Below are 16,806 nucleotides of genomic sequence, written 5' to 3'. Positions count from 1 at the left end.
TCAACGCGCTGCCAGACGCCACAGCGATGTCAGTTCCGCGGCGCGTGCCGCATGCAGCGGATCGGTGTCGTCAGCGGCCTTCGGATGATGCGGCTTGACATCCATCCGTCCTACGACTTTCAAACCGGCCTCTTCAATGAATGCCAGCAACTCTGTGCGCGGACGCAAGCTCAGATGCTCGGCCAGATCGGAAAGTATCAGCCAGCCTTCGCCACCCGGTTCGAGATGTGCCGCCAACCCGCTCAGAAAGCCGCGCAGCATCCGGCTCTCCGGGTCATATATCGCGTATTCGATAGGCGAGCTCGGCCGTGCCGGAAGCCATGGCGGATTACAGACAATCAGCGGCGCACGCCCTGCCGGAAACAGATCGGCCTGCAGCACCTCAACTTGCTGCGTCAGTCCCAGCCGCGTCAGGTTTTCCCGCGCACACGCCAACGCGCGCGGGTCCTGATCGGTTGCCACCACGCGCGCAACACCGCGGCGCGCCAATACCGCCGCCAGCACGCCGGTACCGGTGCCGATGTCGAACGCCAGCCGGGTGGATGGCAGTGGCGCCTCAGCCACTAGCCCGATGTACTCGCCACGGACCGGTGAAAACACGCCATAGTGCGGGTGGATACGCGCGCCAAGTGCCGGAATGTCGACGCCCTTCTTGCGCCATTCATGCGCGCCCACCAAGCCCAGCAACTCGCGCAGCGACGCCACAAACGGCCCGTCTGCTGCGCCATATGCTTCGATACAGGCTTGTTGCACATCCGGCGCACGGCGCAACGGGATGCTGTAATCGTCATCAAAAGGCAGCAATAACATGGCCAGCGTGCGTGCGCGTTGCGACTGGGCCTGACGATGGAAATTGAATGCATCGGTCGGCGTCGCTGCCGGTTTCGGCGGTTTGCGGTCGGTACGGCGTGCCAGCGCCTGCAGCAACTGGCGGGCGTTCTGGAAATCGCCGCGCCACAGCATCGCCGTGCCTTCGGAAGCCAGACGAAAAGCCGCATCGGCGGTCATGCGGTCATCGGCAATGACGACGCGCTTAGGTGCAGGTGTATCGCTTTCCGAACGCCAGCGCATGGAACGCGGCTGCTCGTGTTCCATCCAGCTAATCAGCGGAGCTTGACTCATGACGGCACCTGCCGCACATGATGGAGAATCTGGAATGGCCGCATGGGTAGCGCGATGGAGTGGAAATGCATGGTGCTGCCTCAATAAAAATAGGTAGGGCTCGGCGAATCAAGTTAAGCGGGCATGAATCAGAATCGCTCGTAGCCCAGCAAGTAACGCCATTGTCCCGCAGGCAAACCAGCCATCGGCACCCGCCCCAGACGAATCCGCTTGATCCCCACCACTTCCAGCCCGACCTTTTCGCACATGAACGCGATCAAGCCGCGTGGCGGTGCCTTTAGCGGAAAGCGCAGACGGGTTTCATTTTGCCAGCTGATCTTCACCGGCGGCAACGGCTTTCCATTGAATTTCAAGCCGTGATTCAGCAGTTGCAGACCATCCGGAATCATGTCGCCGCGCACTTCCACGATGTATTCCTGCTCGATTTTGGCCGCGTCATCCACCAGCTTGCGGGTAACCCGCCAGTCCTGTGTGAAGACCACCAGACCGCTAGCCTTGGGCTCCAGGGCGTCGACCAGACTCAGGCCGACCAGATGGCGCTTCAGAAAGCGCAGACCGGAACGATCGTCTGCCGCCAGCTTGTCCGCACTCAGCAACTGCGCGATGAGCGCTGCATCCGCTGCCAGATCGACGCCGGCCGGCTTATGCAACAAAATGGTGACGGGCTCTGCCGGTTCGAGCACGGCGTCCGGCAGTAACGCAACTTGCTGTTGCGGCGCGACTCTGAAGCCGGCCTCTTCCACCACGACCCCATCCACGGTGACCCAACCGCCGTGAATGTATTGCTCTGCCTCGCTGCGGGAGCAAGAGACCAGCTCAGCGAGATGTTTGGCGAGGCGAACGGATTCTGTCATGGCAACGGTAGGAAAATGGAGGGGCGCTCATTGTAGGCTAGCAAGCCGGTGCAGATGCTGCTGGAATTCACCGATTGCTCACTTGTTCGGCGCTTTGGCGCGCCCATGAAACGCCTCAGGCCGCGACTTGTTCTTTTGCTCAAAAATCTTCTTGGCGTCCAGCACCGCGTTCTCCTGCGTCCGCAGTTCAGGATGATCGTCGTGCAAGGTAAAGAAATCAGCAGCCTGTGCGCGCATCACGTGCTTGATGGCTGCAGCATCGGTCAGGTCGTACTTTTCAGTCAACAGCGTGGTGACTTCATCCAGATATTCTTCGTAGGTCATGGTCATGGCTTAACTCCAGTTTATTTCGTGTCGTTCTTAGACCAAATAGGGCGGAAAAGCATAGCGCTTTCCGCCCTACTGTATTCTTATTTTGCTTACCGTATTTGGCCGCATGTCAGTGCCACCGGATACCACTAGGAGCCTGTCGGACTTAGGAAGAATCGGCTGCAAAAGCGCCTGAGCGGTCCATATTTCACTGATTTTTTGGTCAATAGTCCCGCTATTGACACAAAAAATCAGCGAAATATGTCCGCGCTCAGCCACTTTTTCGCTTCGATTCCCTAAGTCCGACAGGCTCCTGGTCTGTTAGCCGACCCAGGTCCGCGCATTGCGGAACATGCGCATCCATGGCGAATCTTCACCCCAGCCTTCGGGATGCCACGATTGCTGCACGCTACGGAATACCCGCTCTGCGTGCGGCATGATCGCATTGAAACGACCGTCTGCCGTGGTCACCGCAGTGATGCCTTGCGGCGAACCGTTGGGGTTGTACGGATAGGCTTCGCTCACCTGACCGTGGTTGTCGACGAAACGCATGCCGACCAGCGCCTGGTTGATGTCGCCGGTTTGCGAGAAGTCGGCAAAACCTTCGCCATGCGCGACGGCAATTGCGGTTTGGGTACCGGCCATGCCTTGCAGGAAGATCGATGGCGACTCTTCGATTTGCACCATCGAGAAGCGCCCTTCAAATTTCTCTGATTTGTTGCGGGTGAATTTTGGCCAGGCTTGGGCCCCGGGAATGATGCCTTTCAAATTGGCAATCATCTGGCAACCGTTGCAAATACCCAGGGCAAACGTGTCGTCGCGATTGAAGAAGGACGAAAACTGATCGGCCAGTTTGGCGTTGAACAAGATCGTCTTGGCCCAGCCCTCGCCGGCACCCAGCACATCGCCGTAGGAGAAACCGCCCACCGCGATAAAGGCCTTGAAATCGTCCAGCCGGGCACGGCCGGCAATCAGATCGCTCATGTGCACGTCGACGGCGGTGAAGCCGGATTTGTGCATCACATACGCGGTTTCGACATGCGAGTTGACGCCCTGCTCGCGCAGAATCGCCACGCGCGGCGGAGCGCCTACATTAATGAATGGCGCGGCCACGTCCTGCTGCAGATCGAAGGTGATTTTCGGTGTGATGCCAGGATCGGAAGCGTCCAGGATACGGTCGTATTCGGCATCGGCGCTGGCCGGGTTGTCGCGCAGACGGGCGATACGCCAGCTGGTTTCGCTCCACAAGCGTTGCAGCGCAATCCGCGGCTGGTTGTAAATGGCCTTGGCATCGCGCGTGAATTCGATCACGTCGCGCGCATCGGGCTTACCGATGATGTGGCTGCAGGCGCCGAGGTCGAAGCTGCGCAGCACGTTCATGACGTCCGACTTTTGCTCGGCGCGCACCTGGATCACGGCACCCAGCTCTTCGTTAAACAATGCGCGCAAGGTCAGTTCATTGCGACGTTCCGAAACTTGACCGGTCCAGTTTTTGGAATCCCCCCAATCGGCTGCGTGCTCGCTTTCCATGGTCAGGATGTCGAGATTCACGGAGAGACCTGTATGACCGGCAAATGCCATTTCGCACAAGGTGGTGAACAAGCCGCCATCCGAGCGATCATGGTAAGCCAGTAGTTTGTCTTCACTGTTGAGCTGCTGAATCGCGTTGAAGAAGCCTTTCAGGTCTGCGGCGCTATCGACGTCCGGCGTTTCGTTGCCGATCTGTTGCATGACCTGCGTCAGTGCCGATGCGCCCATGCGGTTCTTGCCGCGTCCGAGGTCAATCAGAATCAGCGCGGTGTCGCCGGCATCGGTACGGATTTGCGGGGTCAGCGCCCGACGCACGTCGGTGACCGGTGCGAACGCGGAGACGATCAACGACACCGGCGAAGTGACCGCACGGCTCTCGGCCTCATCCTTCCAGGTGGTGCGCATCGACAGCGAATCCTTGCCGACCGGAATGCTGATGCCGAGCGCCGGACACAACTCCATGCCGACTGCTTTGACGGTATCGAACAACGCTGCATCCTGACCGGGCTGACCGCAAGCCGCCATCCAGTTGGCCGACAATTTGATCGCAGAAATATCCGCTATCGGTGCCGCGGCAATATTGGTCAGCGCCTCACCCACTGCCATCCGGCCGGATGCGGCAGCGTCGATCACGGCCAGCGGCGTCCGCTCGCCCATCGCCATCGCTTCGCCCAGATAACCTGCGAAACTCATAGTCGTGACGGCGCAATCGGCCACCGGAATCTGCCATGGCCCAACCATCTGATCGCGCACCGAAGTCGCGCCGACAGTACGGTCGCCGATGGTAATCAGGAACGATTTGTCTGCTACCGTCGGCAGCTTCAACACGCGTTGCGAGACTTCCAGCAAATCCATGCCGGTAAGATCGACTGCCGGTAAATCTGGTGCGATACGCTGGACGTCGCGGTGCATCTTCGGCGGTTTGCCGAGCAATACATCCATCGGCATATCGACTGGATGGTTGTCGTGTTGCGGATCAATTACCTTCAATTGACGTTCTTCCGTTGCGGTACCGACCACGGCAAACAAACAGCGTTCGCGCTGGCAGAAGTATTCAAACAGCGCCAGGCTTTCCGGGGCAATCGCCATCACATAGCGCTCTTGCGATTCGTTGCTCCAGATTTCCTTCGGCGCCATCCCGCTTTCTTCCAGCGGCACTTTACGCAAATCGAAAATCGCACCGCGCTTGGCGTCGTTGGTGATTTCCGGAAAGGCATTCGACAGGCCGCCTGCACCGACGTCGTGAATCGACAAAATCGGATTGGTGTCACCCATGGCCCAGCAGGCGTTGATCACTTCCTGCGCGCGCCGTTCCATTTCCGGATTGCCGCGCTGGACCGAATCGAAATCCAGGTCCGCAGTATTGGTGCCGGTCGCCATCGACGACGCCGCGCTGCCGCCCATGCCGATCCGCATGCCGGGGCCGCCCAACTGAATCAGCAGGCTGCCGACCGGCAAATCGTTTTTGAACGTGTGCTTGTCCGAGATGCTGCCGATACCGCCGGCGATCATGATCGGCTTGTGATACCCCTGCACGTTGCCAGCGACGTTTTGTTCGTAGGTACGGAAGTAGCCACCCAATACCGGACGGCCGAATTCGTTGTTGAACGCGGCACCGCCGAGCGGACCGTCGATCATGATCTGCAATGGCGACGCGATACGGTCCGGCTTGCCATAAACAGCGCTGCCGTCAGCAGCGGCAACCGCAGCCGTCACATCGGCGGCGTTCTCCCATGCCTGACGGGCATCCGGCAGCATCAGGTTGGATACCGTGAAGCCGGTCAAACCAGCCTTGGGCTTGGCGCCGCGGCCGGTTGCGCCTTCGTCGCGGATTTCACCGCCGGCGCCGGTCGACGCGCCGGGGAAAGGTGAAATGGCGGTTGGGTGATTGTGGGTTTCGACCTTCATCAGGATGTGCGTCAGCTCATCCGAGGCTGCGTAGACATTGCCGTCGGCTGCGCCACGCGCGTAGAAACGTGAAACGGTCGCGCCTTCGATGATCGACGAATTGTCGCTGTACGCAACGACCGTGCCTTGCGGGTTCAATTGATGGGTATTCTTGATCATCGCAAACAATGACTTGTCCTGCGCCTGACCGTCGATCGTCCAATCCGCATTGAAAATCTTGTGACGGCAATGTTCGCTGTTGGCCTGGGCGAACATCATCAATTCGACATCGGTCGGATTCCGTTTGGCACGACCGAATGCCTCCACCAGATAGTCGATTTCGTCGTCGGACAAGGCCAGTCCGAGTTCGCTGTTGGCATTCTCCAGCGCCGCTTTACCGCCCGCCAGCAGGTCAATCGACGCGAGCGGCTTGGCTTCCAGTTCACGGAACAGCGCGCCGGCCGCTTCAGCGCCGCGCAATACGGTTTCCGTCATGCGGTCGTGCAGCACAGCGGCAATCGCCTGAATACTTGCATCGCTGAGTTTTTTGAGGCCGCCCAGCAAACCTGATTTCATATTCACCTGATAGGCAATTCCGCGCTCAATCCGCTTGATGTGCGCCATGCCGCAGTTGTGCGCAATGTCGGTTGCCTTGCTGGCCCACGGGGAAATCGTGCCAAAACGTGGAATGACGATGAATTCCTCGCCGCCGTCGGTGCCGGCAAACGGATCGCCATAGGTCAGCAACGCTTGCAAACGACCCAGGTCATCCTCGCTTAATACTGTTGACGAATCGACAAAATGATCATACCGACCGGTGACGCCGGTGATATTCGGATCTATCGATTGCAGTTGGGACAAGAGACGTTGGGAGCGAAAAGCAGGAAGGGCATTGGAACCCGGCAAAATCAACATGGCGATATGGAGGGGTTGGTGCAGCAAAAAGCCGCTGGTTAAATCAGAAGCCGCCATTATACAGGCATGACCGGGGCATGCCCTACTCCTAATAGGGAGAAAATCCATCTATCGGCGTCGCTCCGAACACCGCGCGGTATCGGGAAGCGACGCAAGATTCCTCGGGATGCTCAAAACGACAGGCTCCTGACCGGCATCATCACTTATTGCCAGAATGACATTCTCAAAAATCCTTCAACACGATTTTGCCGATGACGTGGCCAGCCTCCAGCGCCGCATGCGCCCGCCGCAGGTTGGCTGCATTGATAGGCGACAACACCTGGCTCACTGTCGTGACAAGTACTTTGCCATCAATCAAACGCGCCACTTGGTCCAACAGATCGCCCTGCTTCGACATGTCTGCCGTCTGAAACTTGGAGCGAGTAAACATGGACTCCCAGACAAAACCGGCGCTTTTTGCTTTCAGCAGGTCGATTTGTAGCGGCGCAGCATTTTCGACGATGGTGCAAATCGTGCCTTGCGGCGCGATTACCGCAGCAGCAGCCGGGAAATGCCGATCGGTATCGTTCAGAATCAGGACGTAATCGACGCTATCAAATCCATTGGCCTGCAATTGCGCCTGCAAATCACCGAAATGGTCGACGACGTGGTGCGCACCCAGTTCACGCACCCACTTTTCCGATTCCGGACGCGATGCGGTGGCGATCACAGTCAGTCCGGCGAACTTGGCGGCCAACTGGATCGCGGCCGAGCCTACGCCGCCGGCGCCACCGATAATCAGGATGGTTTTACGCGGCACGGCAGGAGCCGGGGTCGGCACCTGCAGACGGTCGAATAGCGCTTCCCATGCGGTGATGGCGGTTAATGGCAAGGCCGCGGCCTGCGCAAAATCGAGTGACGACGGCATACTGCCGACGATACGCTCATCCACCAGTTGAAACTCGCTATTGGTGCCGGGCCGCGTGATATCGCCGGCATAAAACACTTTATCGCCGACCTTGAAACGGTTGACATCGGGACCGACCGCCTGCACCACGCCAGCAGCGTCCCACCCCAATACGCGCGGCGCTGGCTCGACCAGGTCCTTTGGCGCGCGCACTTTAGTGTCGACCGGATTGACCGCAATGGCCTTGATTTCGACCAGTAAATCGCGGCCTTGCGGGGCCGGCTTGGCAAGCGTGACGTCGAGCAGGGACTCGGGGTGATCGATAGGCAAATAGCGGGTTAATGCAATGGCTTTCATGGGCGCTCCTGATGGCATGTGAAGGTTGACTGGCAATACATTTATCTGGAATACATGGAGCGGCCGGTAATTGGCGTACCTGGCCGCAACTGACTGATGGCCATTATGCCGGTTTGATTTATTTTATAAATGGCCTATTATTTGATTCACTTTCAAAAATATTTTGTCAATGTATTCGACCAACGACCTCCAGCTTTTCATTCTTACCGCTGACTTGGGAAGTCTCTCCAAAGCGGCACGCCAACTCGACCTGGTACCCGCCACCGCCAGCGCCAGCCTGAAACGACTCGAACAGCATCTGAATACGCGCTTATTCGTGCGCTCCACCCGCAGCCTGCGATTGACGCCGGAGGGCACGCTATTCCTGGACTATAGCCGCCAGGCGTTGACGCTACTGATGCAAGGCGAGGCTGTATTGCGCAGCGACGGCGCGGCCAAGGGGCATTTGCGCCTGTCGATGCCTTCGGATGTGGGGCGCAATGTACTGCTGCCCTGGCTGAATGCGTTTCAAAAAGCCTATCCGCAAGTGACGCTGACACTGCAATTTTCCGACCGCATCATCGACCTGTTCAGTGCCCCGGTGGACGTGGCTTTTCGGTACGGCAAACTCGAGGACTCGTCCTTGGTTTCGCAACCGCTGGCGGCGAGTCGACGCGTAGTGGTGGCTGCCCCCCGCCTATCTGGCCCAGCATGGCACACCAACCACGCCGAAAGAGCTGGCCGAACATAACTGCCTGCTGTTTTACCTGCAACGCGGCCTGTTTAATCATTGGCAGTTTCATGCCGGCAAAAATGCGATTGTCATCAAGGTGCGCGGCGACCGTATGACAGACGACGCCGCGATCGCCCGTGAGTGGGCAATCGCGGGATTGGGAATCGCCTGCAAATCGTGGCTGGATGTCAGGCAGGACCTGGCTGACGGCAGACTGGTGACGCTGCTGGATCAGTACGCCGGCGAAGAAACACCGCTCAACATGGTGTATCCGGATCGCAGCAGCGCCTCGCCGGCGGTGCGCGCGTTACTGCTATTTTTACGTGAAAGATTTCATGCCCTTGGGATTCCAGGTGAACGCGGCGCGTGACCACAGTGCTCTTGCGGCGTGCGTGGCGTACCGTGCCGCGCCATAATGGATCTTCTTTAGCCACACAGAGGTCAACATGAAAATCATAGTTATCGGCGCCACCGGCACAGTCGGGAAGGCGGTCGTTGCGCAACTCTCGGCACGCCACGAAGTGATTCAGGTGGGCAAAACCAGCGGTCAATATCAGGTCGACATGACCGACATCGAAAGTGTGCGCAACTTGTTTGCAAAGGTCGGCAAAGTCGATGCCATCGTCGCCACCAGCGGCAAGCTGCACTTCGGTCCGTTGCAGGAAATGACACCGGAGCAATTCAATATCGGCTTGCAGGATAAATTAATGGGGCAGATCAATCTGGCCCTGGTCGCGCAACATCATTTGAACGATGGCGGATCGATCACGCTGACTAGCGGCATCATCAGCGAAGAGCCGATTTTGCAAGGTGCGAATGCCATCACCGTCAATGCGGCATTGGAAGGCTTTGTACGCGGCGCAGCGATCGAACTCAAGCGCGGCTTGCGCATCAACGCCGTCAGCCCCACCATACTGGAGGAATCGCTGGCAAGCTACGGCCCGTTCTTTTATGGCTTTGAAGCCGCCCCGGCCAGCCGCGTGGCACTGGCCTACAGTCGTAGCGTCGAGGGTGCGCAAACCGGCCGGGTCTACAAGGTTTGGTAAAAACCGGCTGACGGCGTTTTCAGCAAGCGCCCGAAGAGAGAAAATGCGGCACACCAATTCCTTCTGGTGTGCCGCATTTTTATTGTCACTCGCCCAGCAATTCGGCAATCGGCATCATGCCTTCAACATGCTCGGAGATGACCTTGATGATCACCACAATCGGGATCCCCACCAACAACCCGGCGATACCCCACAGCCAGCCCCAGAACAGCAGCGCGACAAATACTGCGGAGGGGTTCATTTTCGCTATTTTCCCGGTCATCCAGGTAGTCACGAAAGTGCCGACGATAGCCGCAACGCCAAGCGACACGCCCGACACCAGAAACATCATTGAAAACGTCCCGAACTGCATGAATGCCGCAAGACTGGTCGCGATCGCGATCAGCAGCGCACCGAAATAAGGAATGATATGTAATGCACCGCCTGCGACCGCCCATGCCCCGGCATTTTCCAGTCCGATCAGGCGAAATGCCAGCCACATCAGTAATGCCAGCAAACTATTCGTCACCAGCAACATAAACATGTAGTTCTGGATCGACGTATTGATCTGATCCAGAATATGCACGGTGACCTTTTTGCGCCTTAACGACGGCCCGGTCAATTTCACCAGTTTGCGTTTGAAGGTATCCCCCGATTGCAACAGGAAAAACACCAGGAACAGCACCACCAGCGCCTGTCCCAGAAAGCCTATCGCTCCCAGCGAACCCGCCAATAACCACTCGCCCAGCCTGGATGCGGGCGACTCTGGCGTCGCCTGGCGCCCCGCTGACGGACCTCCAGTGGCTTTGGCAATTTCATTGGCCGCCGCCTGCATCTGCTGAATCGTGGTTGGCCCGCCCTCACGCAACTTCGCCAGCCCCCTGGATAATTTATGCGAGGCTTCCGGCAATTGCTCCAGAATGGACTGAAACTCCCCGCGCAAGGCGTTGGTCACTACCGCGCCACCGCACAAGATCGCCAACAGCACAACACTGGTCGCCACCACCCGCGGCAATTTCAGCCGCTGCAGATACACTACAACCGGATTCAGCGTATAGGCGATAAAAATTCCGAATACCACCGGGGTCAGAAATTTTTGCGCCCATTGCAGCGCAAAGATAAAGACTACGGTCGCGATAATCGCCAATCCTGCGCCACGCGCATCCACATGCACTCTCGATGGTAGCGGTGCAGGTCCGGGAGCCGACGCGAGCGGCTGAGCCTGGTTGTCAGGACTGACGCCGACATCTACTGAATCCGGCGACACAGGCCCGTTCGCCCCAGAAGTATTCGAGGCATCGGCAGCGGCGGCAGGGTGGATATTTTCTGTACTCATGGTGTTGCCCATTTTTTTAATCGTCACTCTGTAGCAGAGTTGGGATGATCATCCCGGCCTGCAAAAAACGCCGGTGCGAGACATACTATCCTGTCTCCACCGCGCATGTTTGGCGTTTCGTCGCCGGCCGGCCATTCTGTTTTGGCGCCAACTGTCTTGCCTGGTGCTGGATTGTCATTCCGATTGCTGAAACATGCACCGGGACAACATTCTCATCAACCATTTCTCATTTCTATTCAGCAACGACGCAGCAATTAGTTTGCGCAGCAGTCTTTTTAGTTCCTTGGCGCCAAGACTCTTACCAATAATTCAAGGTATGATTCTGCTCGCCTCCTCTGGAGTAGTTCATCATTGAAAGAAGTCGGATTTAATTGAGCAAAATAGTGATACAGCAAGAACTACCGAAACCCGCAAAAAGGCAAATTGTCGTCATTGGCGGTGGTGTGATTGGTATGTGCACCGCCTATTTTTTGGCCGAAGCCGGCCATCAAGTCGCCCTGATCGAGCAACGCCGTAACGTCGCAGAAGTTTCCACGCTGGGAAATTCGGGGATACTGGCAACCGCATCGGCCACCCCATGGGCAGTCGACGGCATGCGCAAGCGCATTCTTTCCGGTCTGTTCAGTCAGGAAGCCTCGACCATACTGAATGCCCGCCTGAGCCCATCGCTATGGCGCTGGCTGCTGCGCTGGACCTCAAAACCCGAGCTGCAACGCTATCAGATGCGCATGCAGCGCATGCAACGCCTGGCATCCTACAGCCAGGGCATCTTGCTGCAATTGCAGCAGCATTTCCAACTCGATTACGAGCAAAGCAACGGCCTGCTACAGCTGTTTCGCACTGAAAAAGAACTCGCCGCGACAGCGCCACTGCAGGCCATGCTGGCCGAGCGCGAGGTCACGCATCGGCTGCTGGACGGTGCTGCCGCACTGGCGCTGGAACCGGCCCTGGAGACCGCCCGCAGTGTCGCCGGCGGACTATACTTTCCAGAATTGGCAGCGGGAAATTGCACCTTATTCACCAAACAATTGAAAGCCGTTGCCCAGGCCATGGGAGTGCAATTTCACTTCGACCTGCGGGTTGCCGCGATAGAGCCGCAGGACGGCCGCGTTGCGCTACGGATCGGCAATGATGTTTTGCATGCCGATGCGGTGGTGGTGGCCGCCGGGATCGGCAGTGCGCGTTTGCTAAAACCCCTCGGGATAAAGGTGCCGCTGCAGGCCGTCAAAACCTACACGGCGACGGCTGCGGTCAAAAATCATGATGTCGCGCCGAAACTGGCGCTGCAAGACGATGCGTACAAAGTCACGATGGCGCGCATCGGCGCACGGATACGCGTCGCCGGCATCGCCGAGCTGGGCGCTACCGACACCACGATCGACGACAAGGCGCTGCGCACCTTGTTAAAGGTGACGCAGGACTGGTATCCGGATGCGGCCAATTATCACAACGCCCAATTGTGGACCGGCCACATCCCAATGCTGGCCGACGAAGTACCGTTACTCGGCGCCACCGGCAGCAGTAATGTCTACATCAACATCGGCCATGGCGGCAACGGCTGGAGCATGGCGCTGGGCGCAGCAAAAATCGTGGCGGACCAGATCTCCGGCCGCACGCCGGAGATTGACATGGATGGCTTGACGCTGGCACGCTATCGGCGCTAGGAGACTTCGTGGACTTTTGCAGAGAACACGGAATTGCCTTAGATGCCCTACCGTCCGCAGAGTAAAGCCTATGGAGCGGCCATATAATGACGATGACAAAAACAGCTCAAAAAGAACGCGTAGAATGGAAAAAATGAATCCTACCGAACTAGAGAAAATCCACTCCGAGATAAGCAAGCTGATGGCCGAGACCTTCAAGCTCCATGCCGAAACCGGTAAGCTCAATGCTGAGAATCGCAAGCTGTCGCGTGAGATTTTCTGGTATCCCGTCGCAGTCAGTACCGGCCTGATCGCTGCGGTCGCCGGCGTCATCACCCTTCTCCTTAAGTACCTCTAAAAGCCCAGGCTGCACCCAATAAGAACGTTACTTCTGCAAGTCTCACGGCGGCTTTTTATCACTCGACACATCAGGCAGGCTTATCATGACGATCATGACGGCACTCTACTCCACCGCAGAAATTCGCCAGATAGAACAAGCGGCCCTGCTGCAGCTACCGCCCTATACGCTGATGCAGCGGGCCGGAAAGGCTGCTGCCGACGCCGCGCTGCGCCTGTTGCCCGGATCCGCGCATAAGGCACGGATTCTGGTGCTGGCCGGGCCCGGCAACAATGGTGGCGACGCGCTGGAAGCAGCAACTGTCCTGACCCAGGCCGGGGCAGAAGTGGTCGCGCTGTTGCAAACGGATCCGGCCAAATTGCCAGCCGATGCCGCCAATGCGCTCAGCCGCGCCGCCCGGGCTGGTGTGCATCTGATGCCGCCGGAACAATTTACCACCATAGACGGCATCGAGTGGACCCTGGTAATCGACGGTTTGCTGGGAATCGGACTGAAACGTCCACTGGACGGCGCGTTGCGCAGCCTGGTCGCCACCATCAACACCTTGCATTGCACGGTGCTGGCGCTCGATGTGCCCACCGGGCTGGATGCGGATACCGGTATCGTGGTTGGTCCGGATGGGATCGCCATCGTCGCCGATCATACCGTCACCTTCATCGGCGATAAAGCCGGTTTGCATACCGGCGACGGCCCGGATTATGCGGGCAAGGTCGAAGTCGCGGGATTGGACATCGCTGCCAGTCTTTTACTTCCAGCGCGATCCTGGCTGAACGCTCCCCGCTTGTTCAGTAGCAGCTTGCGGCCACGCGCCCGGAATTCACACAAAGGCAGTTTTGGCAATGTCGCCGTGATCGGCGGTGCCGAGGGCATGGCCGGCGCACCGATTCTGGCCGCGCGCGCTGCCGTCAAATCCGGCGCAGGCAAAGTCTTTGTCGGCTTTCTGGACGCCGCCCCCGCCTACGATAGCGGCCAGCCGGAGTTAATGTGCCGGCGTGCCGCCGATCTGGACCTGACGTCGGCAACATTGGTGGTCGGCACCGGCCTTGGTACCTCACAGCCGGCCCATGACCTGTTGCTAAAAACGCTGATGGCGCCCAGCCACCTGCTGCTCGATGCCGACGCCTTGAATCTGATCGCGGCCGAGTCCGGATTGCAGCAACTGGTGGCGCAGCGCCGCCATTCCGGATGCATCACAGTGATGACGCCGCACCCGCTGGAAGCAGCACGCCTGCTCGGCATCAGTACCGCAGAAATACAAGCCGACCGCCTGACCGCGGCACGCAGCATGGCGCAACGCTTTCATGCCGTGGTGATACTCAAAGGCGCGGGCAGCATCATCGCTCGCCCCGATGGCGACGCCGTGGTCAATCCGACCGGCAATCCGGCATTGGCGACCGGCGGCAGCGGCGATGTGTTGTCCGGCATCTGCGGCGCCTTGCTGGCACAAGGCTGGCCGGATTGGCACGCTGCGCTAGGGGCAGTCTGGCTGCACGGGAGCGCTGCGGACCTGTTGGTATCACAGGGATTTGGGCCGATAGGCTTGACGGCTGGAGAGTTGATTCCGGCGGTGCGGAGCTTGTTGAATGAGCTGATACAGGGGTAATTGGTTGCAGCTGATGAATTGGCCAATGCCGCTGGTTCGTCGCCTACGCAATTACGGAGCCTGTTTTTTGCCGGCATGCGTACTTTGCCGTTCCGCTACTTTCTCGACCGCGCCACGCACCTCGAACCGGACCTGATCGACCACGGCATTGTTGCTGTCCAACAATTCCAGCGTATGTCTGCCGGGCCAGGGCATCCAGTCGAACGCAACTTGCCGACTTTGCGCCGCTGTTTGCCTGCCGACTTTTTTTCCGGTTTTCAGCGAAACCACCGGCAACGCCAGCAACTTGCCGTCCAGCCGCCACGACCCTTTCGACAAACCGTCCGCTGCAAAGCGGATCCGTTGCCGCTCCGGCGGAATATCCGGATCCAGCGCCACCAGCATGCCCGGCGTCGGATAGCGTATCGCGCTGCCGATGTCGTCGGATTTGGCGGTCGCGATCAGGCTTTGTTCGGTTCCCGCCAGAAAATATTCTTTGCGCGATGCTTCGATCTTGTCCTGATAACGGATGTCTTGTTCGACCACCCCGGCCGGCTTTTGCGGGATGCGTTGAGGTGTTTGCTGCCGCCTGTGCAGGTATTCCATGACCTCTTGCCAGATCGGTGCTGCGCCGGTCACCCCGGACACATCCCACATCGGCAAGCCCGATGCGTTGCCGACCCAGACGCCGACGGTGTACCGGTCTGAATAGCCGACTGCCCAGTTGTCGCGCATGTCTTTTGAGGTGCCGGTTTTGACTGCCGCCCAAACCCGCGTCGACAGCGCGCTCTCCAGGCCGAAGGTGCGGCCGCGGGCGCTGCGATCGGCCAGAATATCGCCGATGATGAAGGCTGCACCCGGGCTCATGACCTTGCTCATGGTTACCGCAGGGTCGTTCAGCGCAGTGCGCACGCCACTATATCGGCCTTGATTGGCGAGCGCGCGGTACGCATTCGTCAGTGCCAGCAAGCTGACATCGGCACTGCCTAGCGCCAGGCTATATCCGTAATAGTCGCCGGATTCGCGCAGCTGAAATCCCAGCCGTTGCAAGCGCTCGAAAAAAGTCGTTGGCGTGACTGTCACCAGGGCCCGCACCGCCGGGATGTTCAATGAGGAACCTAAGGCCGTGCGCAAGCTGACCAAACCTTTAAATTGCTTGTCGTAATTTTGCGGGATATATAAACCGCCGGCAGTCGGCAAATTGATTGCGGCATCGTTCAAAATCGACGCCGCGGTCATCCATTTTTTTTCGATCGCCAGCTCATACAAAAATGGTTTCAAGGTCGAACCGGCCTGGCGCGCGGCCACCACGCCGTCGACATCGGCGGCGCTGGAAAACGCGCCGCTGGACCCGACCCATGCCAGCACGTCGCCGCTGGCGTTATCGATCGCGACGATTGCGCCGTCTTCGATATTCCGTTCGACCAGCGCTGCCAACTGCCGGCGCAAGGCTTCATTGGCAAACCGCTGCACCCCCGCATCCAGCGTTGAACGCAGCGCTTCCCCCGAAGTTTTGAGCAATTTACGGGCCAGGTGGGGAGCCAGTTGTGGCGCAGTCGTGGTCACAATCACTTCGGATGTCGAGCCGGTACGCGCCAATGCCAGCGACGTGAAGCCTGCCAAACCCCTGCATTCCTGCGCGGCGTTTTGCTCCTGCAAGATGCGACAGGCGCGTTCAGTCACACGGGCCGGCGTGGCGTTCGGGCCGCGAATCAGCGCGACCGCAAGCGCAGCTTCGCGCTGCTGTAAACCGCTGGGATGTTTGTCGAATAACACGCGGGACAAGGCATGCATGCCAACCAGTTCGCCGCGAAAACTGACCAGATTCAAATAGGCTTCAAGGATTTGATCTTTGCGCCAATTGCGCTCCAGCAACTGCGCCACCAGCACCTGCGACAGTTTTTGCTTGATGGTGCGCGGCGCAGTGCGACGGCGCAAATCGTCATCAAGCAAACCCGCCAATTGCATCGTGATGGTCGATGCGCCACGGGTTTTGCTATTCCACAAATTGCCCCATGCAGCGGCAGCCACCGCACGCCAATCGACGCCGCTATGCTGATAAAAGCGTCGATCTTCCGATGCGACCAGGGCATTCCGCAAAGCCGGCGAAACATCTTCCAGCGCCACCCATGACAAACGGCGCTCGTTCGGGTTCAAACGGATTTGCTGCAGCAACTCGCCCTTGCGGTCGTACAAGCTGGCTTCGGATGAACGGAACTCTTGCTGTACCTCGGCGAAACTTTGTAGAGCGTGCGCCTGGCCTGTGCCAAACCCCAGCATCAAAACGGCG

13 protein-coding genes are annotated in these 16,806 nt (G+C 58.6%); 6 read left to right on the top strand and 7 right to left on the bottom strand.

All coding sequences use genetic code 11. From position 1 onward, the window contains the following. From AC3CHX_RS09535 to AC3CHX_RS09515, 5 genes are all read right to left on the bottom strand, one after another. On the bottom strand, positions 1-1,122 hold the full coding sequence (locus AC3CHX_RS09535; RefSeq protein ID WP_488643785.1) for a methyltransferase: 1,122 nt from the start codon (positions 1,120-1,122) through the stop codon (positions 1-3). Positions 1,123-1,250: 128 nt separating this feature from the next. Next, the gene (locus tag AC3CHX_RS09530) at positions 1,251-1,976 is read right to left on the bottom strand and encodes an rRNA pseudouridine synthase (protein ID WP_488643784.1); all 726 of its coding nucleotides are present in this window, start codon (positions 1,974-1,976) and stop codon (positions 1,251-1,253) included. A 78-nt stretch (positions 1,977-2,054) separates the two neighbouring features. Further along, positions 2,055-2,300 (bottom strand): hypothetical protein, encoded by a 246-nt coding sequence (locus AC3CHX_RS09525; protein ID WP_488644783.1) that lies wholly within the window; start codon positions 2,298-2,300, stop codon positions 2,055-2,057. 306 nt (positions 2,301-2,606) lie between these two features. Then, positions 2,607-6,617 carry a phosphoribosylformylglycinamidine synthase gene (gene purL / locus AC3CHX_RS09520; RefSeq protein ID WP_488644782.1) on the bottom strand — a complete coding sequence of 1,337 codons (4,011 nt, stop codon included), beginning with the start codon at positions 6,615-6,617 and terminating at the stop codon, positions 2,607-2,609. Between the two features lie 223 nt (positions 6,618-6,840). Beyond that, positions 6,841-7,860, bottom strand: coding sequence for a zinc-binding alcohol dehydrogenase family protein (locus tag AC3CHX_RS09515; protein WP_488643783.1), 1,020 nt, complete (start codon positions 7,858-7,860; stop codon positions 6,841-6,843). 169 nt (positions 7,861-8,029) lie between these two features. Here AC3CHX_RS09515 and AC3CHX_RS09510 point away from each other — a divergent pair, with 169 nt between their 5' ends. From AC3CHX_RS09510 to AC3CHX_RS09500, 3 genes are all read left to right on the top strand, one after another. Continuing rightward, positions 8,030-8,590, top strand: a complete 561-nt coding sequence (locus AC3CHX_RS09510) for a LysR family transcriptional regulator (protein ID WP_488643782.1) — start codon at positions 8,030-8,032, stop codon at positions 8,588-8,590. Continuing rightward, positions 8,526-8,942, top strand: a complete 417-nt coding sequence (locus tag AC3CHX_RS09505; protein ID WP_488644781.1) for a substrate binding domain-containing protein — start codon at positions 8,526-8,528, stop codon at positions 8,940-8,942. Before AC3CHX_RS09510 ends, AC3CHX_RS09505 begins: the two co-directional genes overlap by 65 nt. Before the next feature lie 76 nt (positions 8,943-9,018). Further along, positions 9,019-9,618 carry a short chain dehydrogenase gene (locus AC3CHX_RS09500; RefSeq protein ID WP_488643781.1) on the top strand — a complete coding sequence of 200 codons (600 nt, stop codon included), beginning with the start codon at positions 9,019-9,021 and terminating at the stop codon, positions 9,616-9,618. 85 nt (positions 9,619-9,703) lie between these two features. On the opposite strand, the gene AC3CHX_RS09495 is transcribed toward AC3CHX_RS09500, so the two are convergent. Then, the gene (locus AC3CHX_RS09495; protein ID WP_488643780.1) at positions 9,704-10,933 is read right to left on the bottom strand and encodes an AI-2E family transporter; all 1,230 of its coding nucleotides are present in this window, start codon (positions 10,931-10,933) and stop codon (positions 9,704-9,706) included. 383 nt (positions 10,934-11,316) lie between these two features. Between AC3CHX_RS09495 and AC3CHX_RS09490 the strand changes: the two genes are divergently transcribed. From AC3CHX_RS09490 to AC3CHX_RS09480, 3 genes are all read left to right on the top strand, one after another. Beyond that, on the top strand, positions 11,317-12,597 hold the full coding sequence (locus AC3CHX_RS09490) for an FAD-dependent oxidoreductase (protein ID WP_488644780.1): 1,281 nt from the start codon (positions 11,317-11,319) through the stop codon (positions 12,595-12,597). Positions 12,598-12,730: 133 nt separating this feature from the next. Beyond that, a complete protein-coding gene (locus AC3CHX_RS09485) occupies positions 12,731-12,934 on the top strand; it encodes a hypothetical protein (protein ID WP_488643779.1) in 204 nt (67 codons plus the stop codon). Between the two features lie 94 nt (positions 12,935-13,028). Beyond that, on the top strand, positions 13,029-14,537 hold the full coding sequence (locus AC3CHX_RS09480; protein ID WP_488644779.1) for an NAD(P)H-hydrate dehydratase: 1,509 nt from the start codon (positions 13,029-13,031) through the stop codon (positions 14,535-14,537). Positions 14,538-14,588: 51 nt separating this feature from the next. Here the strand turns inward: AC3CHX_RS09480 and pbpC are convergent, their stop codons facing one another. After that, positions 14,589-16,796 (bottom strand): penicillin-binding protein 1C, encoded by a 2,208-nt coding sequence (gene pbpC, locus AC3CHX_RS09475; RefSeq protein ID WP_488644778.1) that lies wholly within the window; start codon positions 16,794-16,796, stop codon positions 14,589-14,591. Between the last annotated feature and the right edge of the window lie 10 nt (positions 16,797-16,806).

This window comes from Glaciimonas sp. OK215 (assembly GCF_057787885.1).
The sequence above is the reverse complement of the archived record's forward strand: the minus strand, read 5'-3'. Positions and strand labels throughout refer to the sequence as shown.